General features: G+C 56.1%; 20 protein-coding genes. 14 read left to right on the forward strand and 6 right to left on the reverse strand.

Annotation, left to right across the window (positions count from 1 at the left end):
* The first annotated feature begins 39 nt into the window (after positions 1-39).
* Genes EX31_RS19855 through EX31_RS19865 form a run of 3 tightly spaced genes read left to right on the forward strand, consistent with a single transcriptional unit; the run spans position 40 to position 1339 of the window.
* Positions 40-363 (forward strand): carboxymuconolactone decarboxylase family protein, encoded by a 324-nt coding sequence (locus EX31_RS19855; RefSeq protein ID WP_037036297.1) that lies wholly within the window; start codon positions 40-42, stop codon positions 361-363.
* Positions 364-392: 29 nt separating this feature from the next.
* Positions 393-800: a tautomerase family protein gene (locus EX31_RS19860; RefSeq protein ID WP_013574495.1), complete on the forward strand. Its 408-nt coding sequence runs from the start codon at positions 393-395 to the stop codon at positions 798-800.
* Positions 797-1339, forward strand: coding sequence for a DUF4865 family protein (locus EX31_RS19865; protein WP_037036299.1), 543 nt, complete (start codon positions 797-799; stop codon positions 1337-1339). Before EX31_RS19860 ends, EX31_RS19865 begins: the two co-directional genes overlap by 4 nt.
* Before the next feature lie 5 nt (positions 1340-1344).
* Here the strand turns inward: EX31_RS19865 and flhA are convergent, their stop codons facing one another.
* The 6 genes from flhA to hypA form a co-directional block, all read right to left on the reverse strand.
* The gene (gene flhA, locus EX31_RS19870) at positions 1345-3432 is read right to left on the reverse strand and encodes a formate hydrogenlyase transcriptional activator FlhA (RefSeq protein ID WP_369794816.1); all 2088 of its coding nucleotides are present in this window, start codon (positions 3430-3432) and stop codon (positions 1345-1347) included.
* Positions 3433-3537: 105 nt separating this feature from the next.
* The gene (gene hypE / locus EX31_RS19875; RefSeq protein WP_037036304.1) at positions 3538-4560 is read right to left on the reverse strand and encodes a hydrogenase expression/formation protein HypE; all 1023 of its coding nucleotides are present in this window, start codon (positions 4558-4560) and stop codon (positions 3538-3540) included.
* Positions 4553-5725: a hydrogenase formation protein HypD gene (hypD, locus tag EX31_RS19880; RefSeq protein ID WP_037036306.1), complete on the reverse strand. Its 1173-nt coding sequence runs from the start codon at positions 5723-5725 to the stop codon at positions 4553-4555. The genes hypE and hypD overlap by 8 nt, the downstream gene beginning before the upstream one ends.
* Positions 5725-6003: a HypC/HybG/HupF family hydrogenase formation chaperone gene (gene hypC, locus EX31_RS19885; protein ID WP_013574490.1), complete on the reverse strand. Its 279-nt coding sequence runs from the start codon at positions 6001-6003 to the stop codon at positions 5725-5727. The genes hypD and hypC overlap by 1 nt, the downstream gene beginning before the upstream one ends.
* On the reverse strand, positions 5994-6773 hold the full coding sequence (gene hypB / locus EX31_RS19890; RefSeq protein ID WP_037036308.1) for a hydrogenase nickel incorporation protein HypB: 780 nt from the start codon (positions 6771-6773) through the stop codon (positions 5994-5996). Before hypB ends, hypC begins: the two co-directional genes overlap by 10 nt.
* A 30-nt stretch (positions 6774-6803) precedes the next feature.
* Complete coding sequence (hypA, locus tag EX31_RS19895) at positions 6804-7148, reverse strand: hydrogenase maturation nickel metallochaperone HypA (RefSeq protein ID WP_013574488.1); 345 nt, start codon at positions 7146-7148, stop codon at positions 6804-6806.
* 361 nt (positions 7149-7509) lie between these two features.
* Here hypA and hycA point away from each other — a divergent pair, with 361 nt between their 5' ends.
* The 11 genes from hycA (at position 7510) to fdhF (ending at position 18782) form a co-directional block, all read left to right on the forward strand.
* The gene (hycA, locus tag EX31_RS19900) at positions 7510-7977 is read left to right on the forward strand and encodes a formate hydrogenlyase regulator HycA (protein ID WP_013574487.1); all 468 of its coding nucleotides are present in this window, start codon (positions 7510-7512) and stop codon (positions 7975-7977) included.
* A gap of 147 nt (positions 7978-8124) precedes the next feature.
* A complete protein-coding gene (locus EX31_RS19905; RefSeq protein WP_037036310.1) occupies positions 8125-8754 on the forward strand; it encodes a 4Fe-4S dicluster domain-containing protein in 630 nt (209 codons plus the stop codon).
* The gene (locus EX31_RS19910; protein WP_037036311.1) at positions 8751-10655 is read left to right on the forward strand and encodes a proton-conducting transporter transmembrane domain-containing protein; all 1905 of its coding nucleotides are present in this window, start codon (positions 8751-8753) and stop codon (positions 10653-10655) included. Before EX31_RS19905 ends, EX31_RS19910 begins: the two co-directional genes overlap by 4 nt.
* A gap of 10 nt (positions 10656-10665) precedes the next feature.
* Positions 10666-11619 (forward strand): respiratory chain complex I subunit 1 family protein, encoded by a 954-nt coding sequence (locus tag EX31_RS19915; protein ID WP_037036313.1) that lies wholly within the window; start codon positions 10666-10668, stop codon positions 11617-11619.
* 44 nt (positions 11620-11663) lie between these two features.
* Complete coding sequence (locus EX31_RS19920) at positions 11664-13388, forward strand: hydrogenase large subunit (RefSeq protein ID WP_013574483.1); 1725 nt, start codon at positions 11664-11666, stop codon at positions 13386-13388.
* Positions 13389-13403: 15 nt separating this feature from the next.
* Entirely contained in the window at positions 13404-13961 is a 558-nt protein-coding gene (locus tag EX31_RS19925) for a formate hydrogenlyase complex iron-sulfur subunit (RefSeq protein ID WP_013574482.1), read from the forward strand.
* Positions 13958-14755: an NADH-quinone oxidoreductase subunit B family protein gene (locus EX31_RS19930; RefSeq protein ID WP_013574481.1), complete on the forward strand. Its 798-nt coding sequence runs from the start codon at positions 13958-13960 to the stop codon at positions 14753-14755. Before EX31_RS19925 ends, EX31_RS19930 begins: the two co-directional genes overlap by 4 nt.
* A complete protein-coding gene (gene hycH / locus EX31_RS19935) occupies positions 14755-15234 on the forward strand; it encodes a formate hydrogenlyase maturation protein HycH (RefSeq protein ID WP_013574480.1) in 480 nt (159 codons plus the stop codon). Before EX31_RS19930 ends, hycH begins: the two co-directional genes overlap by 1 nt.
* On the forward strand, positions 15227-15712 hold the full coding sequence (gene hycI, locus EX31_RS19940; protein WP_037036317.1) for a hydrogenase maturation peptidase HycI: 486 nt from the start codon (positions 15227-15229) through the stop codon (positions 15710-15712). The genes hycH and hycI overlap by 8 nt, the downstream gene beginning before the upstream one ends.
* Positions 15713-16041: 329 nt before the next feature.
* Entirely contained in the window at positions 16042-16587 is a 546-nt protein-coding gene (gene hydN, locus EX31_RS19945) for an electron transport protein HydN (protein WP_037036318.1), read from the forward strand.
* 23 nt (positions 16588-16610) lie between these two features.
* Complete coding sequence (gene fdhF / locus EX31_RS19950; protein ID WP_037036320.1) at positions 16611-18782, forward strand: formate dehydrogenase subunit alpha; 2172 nt, start codon at positions 16611-16613, stop codon at positions 18780-18782.
* Positions 18783-18801 lie beyond the last annotated feature (19 nt).

Raw genomic sequence — 18801 nt, forward strand, 5'->3', positions numbered from 1 at the left:
CCTTATGCTCCTTTTCACACCGACAAAAAGGAGCCTGATATGAGCACGACCTCGTCCCAAACACAGACGCTGGATACCATGTCGCGTCTGACGCCCAAATTTGCAGAACTGACGGAACAGGTGCTGTTCGGCGATCTGTGGAAAAGAAATGAATTGTCTGCGCGTGATCGCAGCCTGATCACCGTTGCCGCACTGATTGCCCTCAATCGCGTTGAACAACTGCCTTTTCATCTGAGCCTGGCGGTAAAAAACGGGGTCTCACAGGCCGAACTTTCAGAAGTGATCACCCATCTGGCATTTTATGCCGGCTGGCCCGCAGCGGCATCCGCCCTGAGCCGCTTCGCCGCTCTCAATGACCAGTAACCCGCGCCCCGTAACCGGAGGAACAACCGATGCCTTTTAGCCGAATTTCTTTACCAGCCCACCGCGCGGATGCCTGGCAGGATGCCATTTCAGCCATATTACAGGAAGCGCTGGTTGATCACTTTTCCGTGCCCAAAGATGATTGTTTTCAGTTGTTCGAACCGGTCAGCCGCCACCAGCGGGTAATCAACCCGACCTATTTAGCCGGTGAAAATGACCGGCGTTCAGACGATTTTCTGCTGTTTCACATCACCGCAGGCAAACCGCGTAACGGTTATCAGAAACAGCAACTGTTCCACCATCTGGCCGAAAAATTACACCTCACACTGGGAATTTCTCAGGCTGATGTGATGGTGGTGGTGAGTTTTACTCAGCCGGAAGACTGGTCGTTCAGTCATGGTGAAATGTTCAGAATTGCGCAAGGAGCCCGGTCATGATTGCCATGCAATACAGTTTTACCCTGCCAGCGGACTACGACATGGGCATTATTGAAAAGCGCATTGCGGATAACGGATATCGGACGGACGGTTTTGCAGGGCTTATTTTCAAAACCTATCTCTATGCCCGCCGTAACTGCCTGCAAACCGGCAGCGCAGAAAATATCTACGCGCCGTTTTACCTGTGGCAGGACGCATCAGATATGAACCGTTTTATTTCAGGTGCAGGTTTTCAGGGCGTCGCCGGCGCCTTCGGCTGGCCGCAGATCCGGGTTTATCCGGTGCTGACGGCACATGTCAGCGGAAACGTCGCGGAGGCGGTATATGCGAAAAGAGAGATAACGGATATCGCACCGTTCAGTGACCTTGCGCCATTCAGTGAGCAAACGGTGAGCGACAGACTTATCGACGTCACCGCCTGGGACACGACAAACTGGAAGAAAATCCATTTTACGGCCGGGAGAAATCCGCTGACAGGCGGTGGGCAGCATTACCGCATCGGCCATATTTCATTGTCCGGTGCGGTAAAAGCAGTCTGACCCGGTTAATGCGCGGCAATCCCCAATTTTTTCATTCTCGACAACAACGTCGTACGTTTTAACCCCAGACGTTGTGCCGCACCACGCGGACCGGCGACCACGCCGTTGGTCTCCTTAAGTACCTGAAGAATACGTTCGCGCTCGTCTTCCTCACTCAAATGCGGGACGGGCGCTGTATCAGGCGCGGGCATCACCCTCTCCGGCTGAGATACCGGCAACGGATAATTCAGCTCAGGAAGTTGTAAATCCAGCACCGTTCCGCGGGTCAGCAGCACAGCGCGTTCAATAACATTTTCCAGTTCGCGCACATTGCCCGGCCAGGGCATCCGGCTTAATAAACGCAAGGTCTCGGCGGGAATACTGTCGATGGTGCGTTTCATGCGCTTGGCGATTTTATAGGTCAGGAATTTCACCAGTTGCGGAATGTCTTCAGGGCGCTCACGCAACGGCGGGATGACAATCGGGAACACATTCAGCCGGTAATACAGATCACTGCGGAATTCTTTATCGGCAACCATCTGGCACAGGTCGCGGTTGGTCGCTGCGATCATCCGCACATCCACCGAAATCAGTTTATTGCCGCCGACACGCTCGAACTCCTGCTCCTGCAAAATACGCAGCAACTTCGGTTGCAGTTCAATCGGAATTTCACCCACTTCATCGAGAAATAAGGTGCCTTTATCGGCCAGTTCAAAACGCCCCATCCGCTGAGCGGTAGCCCCGGTAAACGAGCCTTTTTCATGGCCGAATAAATCGCTTTCCATTAATCCGGCAGGCATGGCCGCGCAGTTCATTTTCACCATGCGCTGATCACGACGATCGCCGAGATTATGGATCGCACGGGCGATCAGCTCTTTACCGGTGCCGGTTTCGCCGAGGATCAGCACAGAACAGTCGCTTTTCGCCACGATCTCAACCTGTTTCAGCACCGCCGACATGCTGGAACTGCGTCCGACAATGTCGCTGAAATCCGGGTTATTGCTGTTTATCTGCTCGGTGAGATACAGGTTTTCGTGTTGCAGTTTTTCCTTCAGGCTTTTAATTTCCTGATAGGCCAGTGCGTTATCCACGGCAATCGCAATACGTTCGGCGATCTGCTGCAACACGCGCAGATTAGCGGAATTAAAGTTATCCGGCTGGCACTGTGCCAGTTTCAACACACCCAGCGTTTTATGACCAAAACGTAACGGCAGAATGCACAGGGTTTTGGTCTGATCCCGCCATAACAGCTGGAACAACGTGCTTTCATCGTTGTCCGGTTCTTCGGCGGACCGCACGTTAGTCAGCAGCATTTCGCCATTTTTCATCACCTGCTGTTCCAGCGAACCCTCCAGCGTCATGCGCGACTGTTCACGCTCCGCGACGTGCGTCTGCACATAATGTGTCGCGTAAACACTGGCCTGTTCGCTGTCTTTATCGGCATCACACAACACAATGCTGATGGCATTAATGTGAAAGAAATGGTGAATAGTCTTGGCGATTTCGCCGGTCAGTTCGTCGAGATCCAGCTTGGACAGGACGGCGTTGGTGATATCCACCAGAATGCGGAAATCGTCACGTTCATGGCGCAGCAGGGATTGCTGGAGCGAGGCGTTTTCGCGCAACTGGATTTGTTCGACCGCAATGGCCGCCAGCGTACAAAGCTCATAAAGACCGTTCTTGTCTTCCTCACTGAACGGGGTCGCGTGCTGACGGGTAAACTCACAGCCCCCCAGTAAGCCGGAAGAGGCCAGCAGAGGCACCAGACAATAATCGGTAAACGCCGGATACAGGTTCAGCGCCGCCAGTTGCGGATAGCGCAGATGCAACGCTTCGCTGCGCCAGACCTGCGTTTTAGGATTGCTCAGTAAGGCATGTACCGGCCCGGTCGCCAGCAGCGTTTCATCTTCATAACTGACCGGCTGATGATGCGGATCGATGCCATAAAAACTGACGCGTTCGCTGTTATTGTCGAACAACACCAGCGTCACAGCCTCCGCAATACCGGCGCTCTGAACCACTTGCGTCAGGGTTTCCAGCAGCGATGTCATGTTCTGTTGCAGCAGCAATGTGCGCGTCAGTTCCAGTAATCCTTTGTGTTTTGTGGTGCTCATTGTTGCACTCTGCATACCGTGGGCTCTGGCTTTTGATGTAAAGCGTTTTTGAAGAAACGATTAAGAAAGTTTACGCCTTCGCGGCGGCGCGCTCCCCTGACGAGATCAACAAATGCGGGGTAATGGCTCCGCATGGGGCAACATTAACTGGCGGGAAACACCCAGCGCGCCGCGCAGACACACCTGCGGACTTATCGTCACCTCGCCGATAGTTGCCGCATCAGCGCCCAGCGGATGGCTGCGTAACAGGTTCAGCACCTGCTCTTCAGCCCGGTCGGACACGACGATCACCAGTTTGCCTTCATTGGCAAAATTCAGCGGTTCCAGCCCCAGTAATTCACAGATGCCACGCACAGCCGGTTTCACCGGCAACGCGGTTTCGTCGATACATATCCCAAAACCACTGGTGGCGCTGAACTCATGCAAAATCGCATTCACCCCGCCGCGCGTGGCATCACGTAAGGCATGCACGCCAGCCAGCGGTCGCAGTGGTGCAATCATCGGCGCAAGCACCGCGCAGTCACTTTCCACGCCCAGATCCATCCCCAGCTTTTCACGCAGATTGAGGATCGCCGCACCATGATCGCCGAGCGTCCCGCTGACGATCACTTTATCGCCTGCTTTTATCGTACCGGCGGCCCAGTTAACGGCCGTTGGGATCACGCCGATCCCGGCGGTATTAATAAAGATTTTGTCGGCGGCGCCTCGCTGCACGACCTTGGTGTCGCCGGTCACAATGGCAATGCCCGCAGCGTGTGCGGTCTGCGCCATCGCGCTGACTATTTTTTGTAAGTCATCCAGCGCTAACCCTTCTTCCAGAATAAAACCGCAGGAAAGATAGGCGGGTGTCGCCCCGCAGACCGCCAGATCGTTTGCCGTGCCGCACACCGCCAGCTTGCCGATATTGCCGCCGGGGAAAAAGATGGGATCAATCACGTAACTGTCCGTGGTAAACGCCAGCCGGTCGCCCTGTGCACTCAGGCTGGCAAGTGACAATCGTGCGCCATCTTCCCGTTCGTTAAGCCAGGGATTATCAAATGCGCTGATGAACATCTGTTCGATCATCTGTTGCATGGCGCGGCCGCCGCTGCCATGCGCCATTGTGACGACTTCTTTGCGATCACTCATCCTGACTTACCTTCTGCTGTTGATGCTTTTGCTGCGGTTTATCCGCCATTGCCGTTTCCTGATGCCGGTACTGATACCACGCCGCGCACGCACCTTCAGAAGACACCATCAGCGCACCAAATGCATTATGTGGCGTACAAGCGGTGCCAAACAGCGGGCACTCATGCGGCTTGCAGCGCCCGGTCAGCACTTCACCGCAACGGGAGCGGGGATCGTCCGCTACCGGTTGTGCCTGCGGGTTAAAGCGCCGCTCGGCATCAAACGAGGCATAGGCGGGGGCCAGGGAAATCCCTGAGGCTTCAATCACGCCCAGACCGCGCCACTCGCTGCTACCGGCAAGCGTAAACACTTCGCGCATCGCTTCCTGTGCCAGCAGGTTACCCTCTTCCGGCACCACGCGGCGATACTGGTTTTCCGTTTTACACGATGCCTCGCAAACTTGTTCCACCAGCATCAGCACGCTTTGCAGCATATCGAGTGGCTCAAAGCCGCTGATCACCAGTGGCTTGCCGAATTCTTCATTGATGAAATGATAAGGTGCGGTGCCCGTCACCATGCTGACGTGACCGGGAGCCAGAAAAGCATCAATCCGCACATCATCCTGCGAGAGCAGGCTGCGTAAGGTCGGCATCAGACTGATGTGCTGACAGAACACGCTGAAATTGGGCAGACGTTCGCGCCGTGCCTGTTGCAGCGTGACAGCGGTAACCGGCAGCGTGGTTTCAAAACCGAGGGCGAAAAACACCACCTGATGCGCCGGGTTTGCACGGGCCAGTTTCAGCGTATCCAGCGGGGAATAAACCACACGCACATCGGCACCCCGTTCGCGCGCCTGCAACAGCGAACCTTGCTTGCCGGGCACGCGCAGCGCGTCGCCAAAGGTGCAGAAAATCACGTCGGGATGTGCGGCAATTTCACAGCAGGCATCGATACGCCCCATCGGTAACACGCACACCGGACACCCCGGCCCGTGGATAAATTCCAGTTGCGGGGGCAGCAGTTTATCCAGCCCGAATTTGAAAATGGCATGGGTATGGCCGCCGCACACTTCCATAATCTGCATGGGTTTTTCAGCGGTGTAAGGCAGTAATGCCGCCCGCTGATGCAGCCGTTCAATCAGCGTTTTCGCCAGTTTCGGATCACGGAATTCATCAACAAAACGCATTATCGGGCCTCTCCCGCACCGAGAAACAGGGCGACATCGGCTTCCACTTCTTCCATCGCGTGCAGCGCAGCCAGCGTCTCTTGTGCTTCCTGTTCATCAAGTTTGCTCAATGCAAAACCGACGTGGATTAACACCCAGCCGCCGATCAGTGTTTGTGGCTGGCCGTCGCACACCAGCGCAATATTCACTTCGCGGCGCAGACCGCAGACTTCTGCCCAGGCGTGATCAGGCTGCTGGTCATGCAGCGCGACGATTTGTCCCGGAATGCCTATGCACATCGTTGCTGCTCCAGCCAGGCCAGCCACTGCTCCATACCTTCGCCGGTAGTGGCAGAAAGCCGGATCACTTCAATCTGCGGATTGACCTGGCGCGCATTGGCAATACAGGCTTCGACGTCAAAACTGACATACGGCAACAGGTCGATTTTATTGAGGACCATCAGGCGCGATGCGGCAAACATATGCGGATATTTCAGCGGCTTGTCCTCGCCTTCCGTGACGGACAGCACCGCCACTTTGTGCAATTCACCGAGATCAAAACTGGCCGGACACACCAGATTGCCGACATTTTCGATAAACAACAGGCTGTTATTGTTTGGCGATAGCTGATGCAGCGCATCATGAACCATTTGCGCGTCCAGATGGCAGCCTTTACCGGTATTCACCTGGATCGCCGGGACGCCGGTGGCGCGGATACGATCGGCATCGTGAGTGGTTTGCTGATCGCCTTCTATCACCGCGCAGTCGAAATACGGTGCCAGCCGGGTCAGGGTGCTGGTCAGCAGGGTCGTTTTACCGGAGCCGGGGCTGGACACCAGATTCAGTGCCAGAATGCCCGCCGCCGCAAAATGCTCGCGGTTATGGGCAGCGATATGGTTATTCTTCGCCAGCACGTCCATTTCGATGTCCACCAGGCGTCGCGGTGCAAACGGCAGACCGTGGTGATGATCATGTGAATCATCATGATCATGGGAATGGTGATGAGTGTGTTCAGGGCTGACGCCTTCGATACGAAGTTCGCCGCTGGCACAACCGCAGGTACTGCACATAGCTTTCTCCCCGGGCACATCGGGTGCCCGTTATTCGATTTCGATTCGTTTAATTTTCATGCCGTCATCGGCCACCACCCGCACATCACGTCCGCCACAGTGCGGACACAGCAGCACGCCGGGGCTGAGTAAAGTGATGTCCTGCTGGCACGTGTAGCACCAGCTTTCTGCCGCCGGTGTGTGGAGATGCAATTCACAACCTTCAGCGAGCGTTTCGCGGCACGCCAGTTCGAAGCAAAATTGCACCGCTTCAGGTTCGACGCAGGAAAACGCGCCAATTTCCATCCATACCGCCGTAATTCTCCGGGCATTATTTTGCCGTCCAAACTGTTGCATTATTTCCACGGCGTTCTGGCACAACGTAATCTCGTGCATTATTTCCCTCTCCGTCAGGAGATTAATAAACAGCGCATGGGAAGGTAAGTAGCAATATTGATGCCACAATTTTTCGACACGGAGACACGGAGAAGAAAACCGGATAGCGAAATAATCCCGGCGCAGTCCGTCATATATGTCGAAATACAGTGTCATCGACATGTCATTATGTTTTTCATGCGACCGGACACACAGGCTTTAAATATCTTAACCTTTTAATAATAAAGCAGTTATTAAACAAAACCGGAAACTGGCACGTTTTATGCCAGCAGGGATGTATGCGCCGTATTTTCGTCGTCACTTTCTGCATAAAGACGGACCGGAAAGGCACCTACGCACACCTCAATAACGGGTAATGACAATGAGCACTCTCAGCGAACTGACCAGTAAAGCGGATTATATAGCCAGCAAAAACAGCCATCTGAAATCACAATGGCGCCTGTATCAGAACAGCCTGACACAGGCCATAACCCATTCAAATAAAAAGATAAACCATGAATTCAGTTGCGGCGAAGATCAGGATATCCGCTTCACCCTGTTTAACCATTTTTCCGTCAGTATTCATCTCAGCGACGACTTCTACAGTCAGGATATCGTTTACAGCCTGAACATGGCGCACAGCGGTGAAGAACCCGACTTCAGAGCGTTTGCACACGCCACGCTGAGTGAAGAAGGCCGGGTTGATGGCACCGTGGATATTAAAGATAAGAACGCCGTGCTGGAACATTATCTCAATAAAATATCGGCTATTTATCAGTGTATTTTTGACTCACTGAAAACTAATCAGCCCATTCATTCGCAACTCGATAAATTACTCGACCACGCCTGAGTTACATTCAGAAATACATTATCGCACCGGCATAACAGGAATGTTTTTCATTGCCGTTTTTTTACTGGGATCTATTCCGACATAAATGTCGAAATGTCAATTTAAGTGCCGATTTCGTCACCTTTGACGAAATACCAAGGAGACTTCATGAGCTTTAAAAATGCCATGAATCAATATGTGATAGCTGATCCGAAACTTTGTATTGGCTGCAATACCTGTATGGCCAGTTGTTCGCAGGAACACCAGCGTCACGGTTTACAATCTGCCCCCCGTTTGCAGGTGATGCGAAACCGTCTGGATTCCGCGCCGGTGATGTGTCACCAGTGTGAAGATGCCCCCTGCGCGCAGGTGTGTCCGGTTAATGCTATCACCCGTGAAAACGACGCGATTCATCTCAATGAAAGCCTCTGCGTCAGTTGCAAACTGTGCGGGCTTGCCTGCCCGTTCGGTGCCATCACCTTTTCCGGCAGCACGCCGCTGGACATGCCCGTCGACTGTAACACCTCAAAAGCGCTGCCCGCGCCGCGCCCGCCACGTGCGATCAGCCCTTTCCTGGATTGTGTGCCGGGGGTTCGCGCGGTGGCAGTGAAATGCGATTTATGCAGCTTCAGCCCTGAGGGTCCGGCGTGCATCAAGACCTGTCCCACACAGGCCATCCGGCTTATCACGGCCAGTCTGTCTGACAATGCCAGCCAGCAAAAACGCCTGAATGCGATGAATGTATTCCCGGCCGGGCTGACATCCTTTAGTGCGCCTGACACGGAGGCCAAACAATGACGGCACTATTAGCGTTGGATCCGGCATCACTGTTGACGCTGGCGCTGCTGGTCTGGGTTTTCAGCGGCATTATCTGCGGGTTACTGGCAGGAGCCGCGAAATTAAGCAGCCTGATTTCAGGCGCTGGCAGCATGGTGGCATCCGTCGCGGTTATTATTGCGGCGGTTCAGATGGTAAACAGTGGCGCTCCGGTGACCCTTACACTGCCGGTTCTGCCTTACCGCGCCAGCTTCAGCCCGCTGAATGCATTGTTGTTACTGGCGATGTCGGTAACGGCCTTGTTCAGCAGCCTGTATGCCTGCGCATGGCTGGCGAATGCCCGTCCGCGCCAGCGCGCCCGTACCGGGTTGTTATGCAATCTGCTGCTGGCGGCGCTGACTGCCGCGGCGATTTCCGCCAATGCGGCTGAACTGATCCTGATGATGGAAATGGCCGCGCTGTGTGCGTATTTCATGATCGTACAAGCCGACGATGTGAAAAGCCGCCGTGCCGGTCTGAATCAGTTTTTATCCGGACGCCTCGGCACGCTGTGTCTGATCCTGGCGTTTGCGCTGCTGCATCACGCCAGCGGCAGTCTGGATTTTGAGGTTCTTCGCCACACCACGTTTACGCCAGGCATTAAATCGCTGGCTTTCCTGCTGGCACTGGCCGGTTTCGGACTCTACGCCGGGATTATCCCGCTGCACGCCTGGGTGCCGCAGTCGCATTCCAGCGCCCCCGCCCACGCCGCTGCCCTGTTCTCTTCGGCGCTGATGAAAATCGGCATTATTGGCATCGTAAAAGTCGGTCTGGACTTGCTCGGCGCACCGCCACTCTGGTGGGGCCTGATGGTAGTGCTTCTGGCAATCCTGACCGCATTTATCGGCGGCCTGTACGCGCTGATGGAGCACGATATCCGCCGTCTGCTGGCCTATCACACGCTGGAAAACGTCGGAATTATTTTGCTCGGCATCGGCGGCGCCATGGTGGGCGTGGCGCTGAATCTGCCGCTGCTGGCTTCGCTCGCCCTGCTGGCCGGATTGTTTCACCTGTTCAATCACGGGTTGTTTAAAACCGCGCTGTTCCTCGGTGCCGGTGAAATCGAAATGCAGACCGGCATTAAGGACATGGAAAAACTCGGCGGGATCGCCCGTCTGATGCCGTGGACCGCCGTGTCGATGCTGATTGCCCTGATATCGATGGCTGCCCTGCCGCCGCTGAACGGCTTTGTCAGCGAATGGCTGCTGTATCAGTCGCTGTTCCAGCTGAGTGCGGGTCACGTGTTTATCGCACGTCTGCTCGGGCCGCTGCTGGCGGTCGGTCTGGCCCTGACCGGTGCGCTGGCGCTGATGTGTATTGCCAAAGTTTTCGGCGTCACTTTCTTAGGCACACCACGCAGTCCGGCGGCGGCAGACGCCACGCCTGCCCCGCGACTGATGACACTCAGCAGCGTATTGCTGGCGCTGTTGTGTGTGGTTTTCGGTGTCGCCTCGCCGTGGTTGATTCCGCACTTCTCCGCCGTTGCCGCTTCAGTGCTGAACGTGCCTGTTTTACAGGCCGCCGGACATGGCGCGGCGTTTTCCGCCACGTCTGCGGTATCGGCGCCGATGGTCGCCATTCTGCTGCTGGGCATGCCGCTGCTGCCGTGGATTGCCGCCACGGTATTGCGCGGTTCCCGTCTGCCAAACCGTTCACGCGGCGATGCCTGGGCCTGTGGCTACGGCCATTCCGCTGACATGGTGGTGACAGCGACGGGTTTTGCCCAACCGCTGCGCGTGATGTTTGCCCCGCTTTATCGCCTGCGTCAGCACATGACACCGGCTCCGCTGGTGGCCGCGCTGCACCGTGGCTGGCTGGGTGCCTTCTGCCGTCGTCTGGCTTTCATCGAACTGGCCGTGTTGCTGGTCGTGGCTTTTGCCTGAGGAACTGACTATGAACACTTCATTCTTACTCGCGGGTTCGTTGTGGCCGCTGGCGCTGATTCAGGCGATTGCGTTGCTGGCGCTCGCGCCGCTGTTTGCCGGATTCAGCCGTGTAATGCGCGCACGGATGCACAACCGTCAGGGACCCGGCGTGTTACAGGAATACCGTGATATCACCAAACTGCTGACCCGCCAGAGTGTCGCACCCGCTGCGGCCGGTGCGGCGTTTCGCAGCATGCCGTACCTGCTGACCGGCGGCTTACTGGTGATCGCCACCGCCCTGCCGGTGGTGACGCTGGCGTCGCCAATGGGCGCGGCGGGCGATCTGATCACGGTCATCTATCTGTTTGCCATAGTGCGTTTTGTGTTTGCCATCGCCGGGCTGGATACCGGCAGCACCTTCACCGGCATCGGCGCCAGCCGTGAAGCGGTGCTTGGCGTGCTGGTCGAGCCCATTCTGCTGCTCGGGCTGTGGATTGCGGCGCTGGTCGCCGGTTCCACCTCGCTTGGTGCCATTGCCGCCCGTGTTCTGCACTGGCCGCTGTCGTCTTCCTTAACCCTCGTTCTGGCCGGTCTGGCCTGTGCATTCGCGACCTATATCGAAATGGGCAAGCTGCCGTTCGACATGGCGGAAGCCGAGCAGGAATTACAGGAAGGCCCGCTGACCGAATATTCCGGCGCGGCGCTGGGCGTGCTGAAAATCGGCATCAGCCTGAAACAACTGGTGGTGTTGCAGCTATTCCTTGGTCTGTTTTTCCCGTTCGGACTGGCGGAGCAACTCACGCCGCTGACGTTGCTGACCGCCGTGGTGCTGTGTCTGGTGAAACTGCTGATCGCGGTATTTGTGGTGGCGCTCATCGAGAACAGCGTCGCCCGTCTGCGCTTTCTTAAAACTTCCCGCACCACCTGGGCGGGTTTCGGGCTGGCGTTTCTGGCGCTGGTTTCCTGGCTGGTCGCAGGCTGACCTGACATTTTTCTTGTCCCGCTGCGGCGGGAAGAGGCTTTGTAATGAGTGAGTTCAATACCGCATTAAATCAAAACCCGGTCGGTAAAGAGTATCTGGCCGCGCTGGCGAAGCAGTTTCCGTCGGCGATCTTAGGCAGTGAATGGCAGACCGACACGCAGGCGACCGTCACCATCAGGCTGAACTGGCTGCCGGAAGTGGTCGAATGGCTGTATTACCAGCAGGGTGGCTGGCTTTCCGTGTTATTCGGCAATGACGAACGTACGTTGTGCGGCAACTACGCGCTGTATTACGTGCTGTCGATGGAAAAAGGCGTGAAGTGCTGGATCACCGTGCGCGCCGAAGTGGATCCTGTGTCGCTGGAATTCCCTTCCGTGACACCGCGCGTACCGGCAGCAGTCTGGGGCGAACGTGAAGTGCGTGATATGTACGGGTTGCGCCCGGTCGGGTTGCCGGACGAACGCCGTCTGGTGCTGCCGGATGACTGGCCGGACGATTTATACCCGCTGCGCAAAGATGCGATGGATTACCGCCAGCGCCCGGCACCCACCACGGACGAAGAAACCTATCCGTTTATTTCCGAAGCCAAAGAAGGCAGCAAAATTGTGCCGATTGGTCCGCTGCACGTCACTTCTGACGAACCGGGACACTTTCGTCTGTTCGTTGACGGTGAAGACATTATCGATGCCGATTACCGGCTGTTTTACGTGCACCGTGGCATGGAGAAACTGGCCGAAACCCGCATGGGCTACAACGAAGTCACCTTCCTCTCAGATCGCGTTTGCGGCATCTGCGGCTTCACGCACAGCGTGGCGTACACCTCTTCGGTCGAAAACGCGATGGGTATCGTGGTGCCGGAACGCGCCCAGATGATCCGTTCTATTCTGCTGGAAGTCGAACGTCTGCACAGCCATCTGCTGAACCTCGGGCTTGCCTGTCATTTTGTCGGTTTTGATTCCGGTTTCATGCAGTTTTTCCGCGTCCGTGAACAGTCGATGAAGATGGCAGAAATCCTGACCGGCGCGCGTAAAACCTACGGCATGAACCTGATCGGCGGCATCCGCCGTGACATCCTCAAAGACGACATGATCGCCACCATTGCGCTGGCGGGCAGCATGCGCCGGGATCTTAACGAGCTGGTGGATATCCTGCTCAGTACGCCGAATACCCGGCAGCGCAGCGTCGGCGTCGGTATTCTGGATCCGCAGGTGGCGCGGGATTTCAGTAATGTTGGCCCGATGGTGCGCGGCAGCGGTCACCGCCGCGATATGCGTCAGGATCACCCTTATGCCGGTTACGCCAAACTGCCATTTGAACTGTGCAGCGAAACCGGTAACGACGTTTATTCCCGCCTGAAAGTGCGCATCCACGAAGTGTTTAACGCCCTGAATATGATCGAGTTCGGTCTGCAAAGCCTGCCGGGTGGCCCGCTGGCGGTAGAAGGTTTCAATTATATTCCGCACCGTTTTGCCCTCGGCTTTGCTGAAGCGCCACGCGGTGACGACATTCACTGGAGCATGACCGGCGACAACCAAAAGCTGTTCCGCTGGCGTTGCCGTGCGGCGACTTACGCCAACTGGCCGACGCTGCGTTACATGTTGCGCGGCAATACGGTCTCCGATGCGCCGCTGATTATCGGCAGTCTCGATCCTTGTTATTCCTGCACCGACCGCATGACGGTTGTCGATGTGCGTAAGAAAACGTCCATCGTCGTGCCTTACAAAGAGATCGAACGCTACGGCATCGAACGCAAAAATTCGCCGCTTTGAGGAGCTGCTCCCATCATGCTGAAACTGATTAAAAAAGTGCTTAAAACCGGCACCGCAACCGTGGCTTATCCGTTTAAGCCGCTGGATCTGGCAGCGAATTTTCGCGGCAAACCGCAATACACCGCACAGCAGTGTATTGCCTGCGGTGCGTGTGCCAACGCCTGTCCGTCTAACGCGCTGACCATGACCACGGCAGAAGATGGCGAAACCCTCCGCTGGCAACTGTTCTTAGGCCGCTGCATTTTCTGCGCCCGCTGCGAGGAAGTCTGCCCGACGGCGGCCATCAGACTGTCGCAGGAATTTGAACTGGCAGTCTGGCGTAAAGAAGACCTGTTTGAGACCGCGGATTTCCCTATCTGTCACTGCCGTGCCTGCGGCAAACCTTACGCGGTACAAAAGGAAATCGACTTCGCACTCAGCCTGTTGCAGGAAAGCGCCGCCCTGAGCGACCGGCAAGTTGCTGACCGCCGGGAGCAGTATGAAACCTGCCCCGAATGCAAAAAACTGCACAGCCTTTCTTCCTCCGACCGTATTGATATTGGCCGGCACATGACCACGGAGGCTCATTCATGAGTCATAACCTGATTGCTCCGCGTGACGAAAATGGCCTGCCGGTACCCGTCACGCTGGATGAAAGCATTGCCAAACTGAAATCCACACTGCTTCACAGCATCCGCCGCTCAGCTTACGTTTACCGCGTGGACTGCGGCGGCTGTAACGGCTGTGAAATTGAGATTTTCGCCGCCATTTCTCCGCTGTTCGACGCCGAACGCTTTGGGATTAAAGTGGTCCCGTCGCCGCGCCACGCAGACATTTTGCTGTTCACCGGTGCCGTGACCCGCGCCATGCGTATTCCGGCGCTGCGCGCCTGGGATTCTGCACCGGATCCGAAAATCTGCATTTCCTACGGCGCCTGCGGCAACAGCGGCGGCATCTTCCACGATCTGTATTGCGTGTGGGGCGGCACCGACAAAATCGTGCCGGTGGATGTGTATATTCCGGGTTGCCCGCCGACACCGGCCGCCACCATTTATGGTTTTGCGATGGCGCTGGGTTTGCTGGATCAGAAGATCAAAGGCCAGCAACACGATGAGGCGGCCACCGAACCGGCTCTGCTGCTGCACCCGGATTTACCGCAGCCGCTGCGCGTGTTGCTGGACCGCGAAGCGCGCCGGATGGCCGGTTACCGTTATGGCCGCCAGATTGCCGACACCTTTATGGATATCGTGGCCGCGCCCGGCTTACAACCCGTGGAACAGCGCGTTTCTGCATATCTTGAAGAACAAGGCGATCTGCGTCTCAACGAAATTGTCGGCAACCTGCAGCACATTTATCAGCAGGTTCTGCGTGGCGAGGTACACCTGTGATGACCTCCGTTAACGACCAGCGCTACGCGCGACATCAACCCTACGCCGGTCATCAGCCGGACAAGAACAAAGTGATTTTCTATTCGCTGAGCAGCAAGTTTGTCGATGAGAAAAGCGCCCTGAAACGCAGTTCGCAAAAAGTGCAGGAAGTGGTGTATTACAGCCTGGCGATCGGCCATCACCTCGGGGTGATCGACTGCCTGAAATCCCGTCTCGAATGCCCTCTCGACGGGTATATGCACTGGATTGACTGCCTGCCCGAAAACAGCGAAGCATATCGAAAACTGGCCGGTGTGCAGCGTTTCGGGGAGATCATTATCGACAGCAGCCATACCCACCTGCTGGCGCTGGCGCTGAGCGCTGCCCGCCCGTACATGAGTGATACGCAACAGGGCTGGAGCGATGCGCTGATCACCCTGCTTGCCCAGATTGAAAACGACCCCGCCATGTACCTGATGGTCAGGAGATACGATGCCTGATTTATCCTCCCGCTACGCATTGCTGTGCGTGGGCAACAGCATGATGGGCGACGACGGTGCCGGCCCGCGGCTGGCCGAACTGTGCGCTGAAAAACCGCTGTCCGGCTGGACTGTGGTTGACGGCGGTGCGGCACCAGAAAACGACATCGGTTATTTACGCGAACTGCGGCCTGCGCATCTGGTGATTGTTGATGCCACCGACATGGGGCTGGCGCCCGGTGAAATGCGCATTATCGATGAAGATGACATCGCTGAGATGTTCATGATGACCACCCACAATCTGCCGCTGACGTTCCTTATTCAGCAATTGCGTGAAGACATCCCGCAAATCACCTTTGTCGGCATTCAGCCGGACGTGGTGGCTTTTTACTTCCCGATGAGTGCCGCCGTTGAACAGGCCGTGAACCGCCTGTATCAGCTATTGCCTGCGCTGGAGCAGGGGCTGGGAATCGCCCCTTTCCGGCCCGAAAGCCTCTGACAGCGGCTGTCGACATAACTGTCGATGCGGTGACGAAACAGACATGACATCAGCCCGACATTTCGTCATCGTTACGTCATTTTTATATAACCAACTGAAATACATAGATAAAAACAAGCATCCGAAACTGGCACGTTTTATGTATAGAAGTAGATGAAAACTTTTAACCCCCTGAATTAAAAGCACACTGAAATCCCCTAAGGCATTGGTATGGCAGGAAGGCGGCAAGCGAAGGAGTCCCGATGAGCTGACATGAGTCAGTGATTCGGGCGAGTGAACGCAGCCAACGCACCTGCGATGTCAAGGACGACGGGGATTTGGAGAGAAAAATGAACCGGTTTATCATCGCCGACCCTAAAAAATGCATCGGCTGTCGTACCTGTGAAATTGCCTGCGTGATGGCTCACAGTGAATCGCAGGATATTTCGCTGCTCAACGCCGCGACATTCGCACCGCGTCTGCACGTTATTAAAGGTGTCAATCTCAGTACACCGGTGATGTGTCGCCAGTGTGAAGATGCGCCCTGTGCCAACGTCTGTCCGAACGGCGCCATTCTTCGCACCGGAGATCATGTACAGGTGATGCAGGAACGCTGCATCGGCTGTAAGACCTGCGTTGTCGCCTGCCCGTACGGCGCCATGGAAGTCGTCACCAAACCCGTTTTCCGCCAGAACGGCGCGGCGATGGTCACCACCTCGGATAAAGCCGAGGCGCACAAATGCGACCTGTGCCACAGCCGCGCTGAAGGCCCGGCCTGTATGGAAATCTGCCCGACCAAGGCACTTTTCGCTATCGACCGTAACCACTTACAGGAAATGAACGCAGAAAAACGCCGCCGCGCTGCGCTCGACAGCACCTCCCCGTTGCTGTTTTAACCCCGGATTAAGGAAGCAAGACCATGAAAAAAGTCACCACTGTCTGCCCGTATTGCGGCGCCGGATGTAAATTGAATCTGGTTGTAGATAACGGAAAAATCATCCGTGCGGAAGCCGCGAACGGCGTCACCAATCAGGGCGAACTGTGCCTGAAAGGCTATTACGGCTGGGATTTTCTCAATGACACCAAACTGCTGACCCCGCGCCTGACCCAGCCGCTCATCCGCCGCCAGAAAGGCGGAAAATTCGAAGCCGTCAGCTGGGATGAAGCCATCCGTTACACCGCACAGCGCCTGAAAGACATTAAACAAAAACACGGCCCGCGTTCCATTATGACCACCGGTTCTTCCCGCGGGACCGGCAATGAAACCAACTATGTGATGCAGAAATTTGCCCGTGCAGTGATCGGCACCAATAACGTCGACTGCTGCGCCCGCGTGTGTCACGGCCCGTCGGTGGCCGGTTTGCAGGCCACGCTCGGTAACGGCGCGATGAGTAATTCCATCGGCGATATCGAAAACTCAAAATGTCTGCTGGTGTTCGGCTATAACTGCGCGGATTCCCATCCCATCGTCGCGCGCCGTGTGATCAAAGCGAAAGAAAAAGGCGCGCAGATCATCGTCTGCGACCCGCGCCGCATCGAAACCGCACGTATTGCCGATCAGCATCTGCAAATCAAAAACGGCTGCAACATGGCGCTGGTGAATGCCTTTGCCCACGTGCTGATCGAAGAAGATCTGTATGACCATGACTATGTCGCGAAATACACCGAAGGCTTTGAGGAATACCGCAAAAATGTGGCGGATTACTCACCGGAAGCCGTGGCAGAACAGACCGGTGTTTCCGCGCAGCAAATCCGTCAGGCGATGCGCACTTACGCCGCTGCACCTTCAGCCACCATCATGTGGGGCATGGGCGTCACCCAGTTTGGTCAGGCGGTTGACGTGGTAAAAGGTCTGGCAGGGCTGGCTTTGCTGACCGGTAATCTTGGCCGCGCCAACGTCGGCGTCGGACCGGTACGCGGTCAGAATAATGTGCAGGGTGCCTGTGATATGGGCGTGCTGCCGAATGAATTCCCGGGCTATCAGTCCGTCACCGATCCGAAAGTTCGCGCGAAATTCGCCGATGCCTGGGGCATTGACGTGAATCAGATGGACACCGAAGTCGGTCACCGTATCACGGAAATCCCGCATCTGGCCCTTGAAGGCAAAGTTAAAGCCTATTACATCATGGGTGAAGATCCGTTGCAGACCGAAGCCGATTTAGGTCTGGTGCGCAAAGGTTTTGAAGCACTGGAATTCGTGGTGGTTCAGGACATCTTCATGACCAAAACCGCCGAGCAGGCCGACGTGATTTTACCGGCCACTTCCTGGGGCGAACACGGCGGTGTCTTCTCCTGCGCAGACCGTGGCTTCCAGCGCTTCGAGAAAGCCATCGAACCAAAATATAACGTCAAGCGCGACTGGGACATTATCAGCCTGCTGGCGACCGAAATGGGTTATCCGATGCATTACAACGATAACCAGGAAATCTGGGACGAAATGCGCAGCCTGTGTCCGCTGTTTTACGGCGCCACCTACGAAAAAATGGGCGACCTGGGACACGTGCAGTGGCCTTGTACCACGCTTGAAAGCCCGGGGACGCCATATCTGTATGCCGACAATCACTTCGACACCCCGACCGGTAAAGGCCAGTTGTTTGCCGCACCGTGGCGCGCACCGGCTGAAGTGCCGGACGGCGATTATCCGCTGGTGTTGTGTACCGTGCGTGAAGTCGGTCACTACTCCTGCCGTTCAATGACCGGTAACTGTGCGGCATTGCAGACGCTGGCTGATGAACCGGGCTTCGTGCAGATGCACCCGGTGGACGCCCAGGCGCTGGGTATCCGTGATCAGCAACTGGTCTGGGTGGCATCGCGCCGTGGCAAAGTCATTTCCCGCGCCAACTACAACGAACGTATCAACCCGGGTGCGGTGTACATGACGTATCAGTGGTGGATCGGTGCCTGTAATGAACTGACCCAGGACAATCTCGACCCGATTTCCAAAACGCCGGAAACCAAATACTGCGCGGTGAAAGTCGAGCAGATCGCCGATCAACGCTGGGCAGAGAACTACGCTCATCAGACTTACAGCGACATGAAAGCGCGCCTGCGCAGCGCCGTGGAAGATGTGATCCCGGTGGTTGAGGTTTAGTTTTTAAGCTCCTCCCCCT

It is taken from the genome of Rahnella sp. WP5 (assembly GCF_000745615.1).
Classification (GTDB): Bacteria; Pseudomonadota; Gammaproteobacteria; order Enterobacterales; family Enterobacteriaceae; genus Rahnella; species Rahnella aceris.

What these genes read in the sequence shown, in the direction of transcription:
- hypD (WP_037036306.1), bottom strand. Translation starts at nt 5,725, where the DNA reads ATGCGTTTTGTTGATGAATTCCGTGATCCGAAACTGGCGAAAACGCTG.
- hycI (WP_037036317.1), top strand. Translation starts at nt 15,227, where the DNA reads ATGCCTGATTTATCCTCCCGCTACGCATTGCTGTGCGTGGGCAACAGC.
- EX31_RS19905 (WP_037036310.1), top strand. Translation starts at nt 8,125, where the DNA reads ATGAGCTTTAAAAATGCCATGAATCAATATGTGATAGCTGATCCGAAA.
- hypB (WP_037036308.1), bottom strand. Translation starts at nt 6,773, where the DNA reads ATGTGCAGTACCTGCGGTTGTGCCAGCGGCGAACTTCGTATCGAAGGC.
- hydN (WP_037036318.1), top strand. Translation starts at nt 16,042, where the DNA reads ATGAACCGGTTTATCATCGCCGACCCTAAAAAATGCATCGGCTGTCGT.
- hycH (WP_013574480.1), top strand. Translation starts at nt 14,755, where the DNA reads ATGACCTCCGTTAACGACCAGCGCTACGCGCGACATCAACCCTACGCC.
- EX31_RS19920 (WP_013574483.1), top strand. Translation starts at nt 11,664, where the DNA reads ATGAGTGAGTTCAATACCGCATTAAATCAAAACCCGGTCGGTAAAGAG.
- EX31_RS19865 (WP_037036299.1), top strand. Translation starts at nt 797, where the DNA reads ATGATTGCCATGCAATACAGTTTTACCCTGCCAGCGGACTACGACATG.
- hypE (WP_037036304.1), bottom strand. Translation starts at nt 4,560, where the DNA reads ATGAGTGATCGCAAAGAAGTCGTCACAATGGCGCATGGCAGCGGCGGC.
- EX31_RS19930 (WP_013574481.1), top strand. Translation starts at nt 13,958, where the DNA reads ATGAGTCATAACCTGATTGCTCCGCGTGACGAAAATGGCCTGCCGGTA.
- hypA (WP_013574488.1), bottom strand. Translation starts at nt 7,148, where the DNA reads ATGCACGAGATTACGTTGTGCCAGAACGCCGTGGAAATAATGCAACAG.
- hycA (WP_013574487.1), top strand. Translation starts at nt 7,510, where the DNA reads ATGAGCACTCTCAGCGAACTGACCAGTAAAGCGGATTATATAGCCAGC.
- EX31_RS19855 (WP_037036297.1), top strand. Translation starts at nt 40, where the DNA reads ATGAGCACGACCTCGTCCCAAACACAGACGCTGGATACCATGTCGCGT.
- EX31_RS19860 (WP_013574495.1), top strand. Translation starts at nt 393, where the DNA reads ATGCCTTTTAGCCGAATTTCTTTACCAGCCCACCGCGCGGATGCCTGG.
- EX31_RS19910 (WP_037036311.1), top strand. Translation starts at nt 8,751, where the DNA reads ATGACGGCACTATTAGCGTTGGATCCGGCATCACTGTTGACGCTGGCG.
- fdhF (WP_037036320.1), top strand. Translation starts at nt 16,611, where the DNA reads ATGAAAAAAGTCACCACTGTCTGCCCGTATTGCGGCGCCGGATGTAAA.
- hypC (WP_013574490.1), bottom strand. Translation starts at nt 6,003, where the DNA reads ATGTGCATAGGCATTCCGGGACAAATCGTCGCGCTGCATGACCAGCAG.
- EX31_RS19925 (WP_013574482.1), top strand. Translation starts at nt 13,404, where the DNA reads ATGCTGAAACTGATTAAAAAAGTGCTTAAAACCGGCACCGCAACCGTG.
- flhA (WP_369794816.1), bottom strand. Translation starts at nt 3,432, where the DNA reads ATGAGCACCACAAAACACAAAGGATTACTGGAACTGACGCGCACATTG.
- EX31_RS19915 (WP_037036313.1), top strand. Translation starts at nt 10,666, where the DNA reads ATGAACACTTCATTCTTACTCGCGGGTTCGTTGTGGCCGCTGGCGCTG.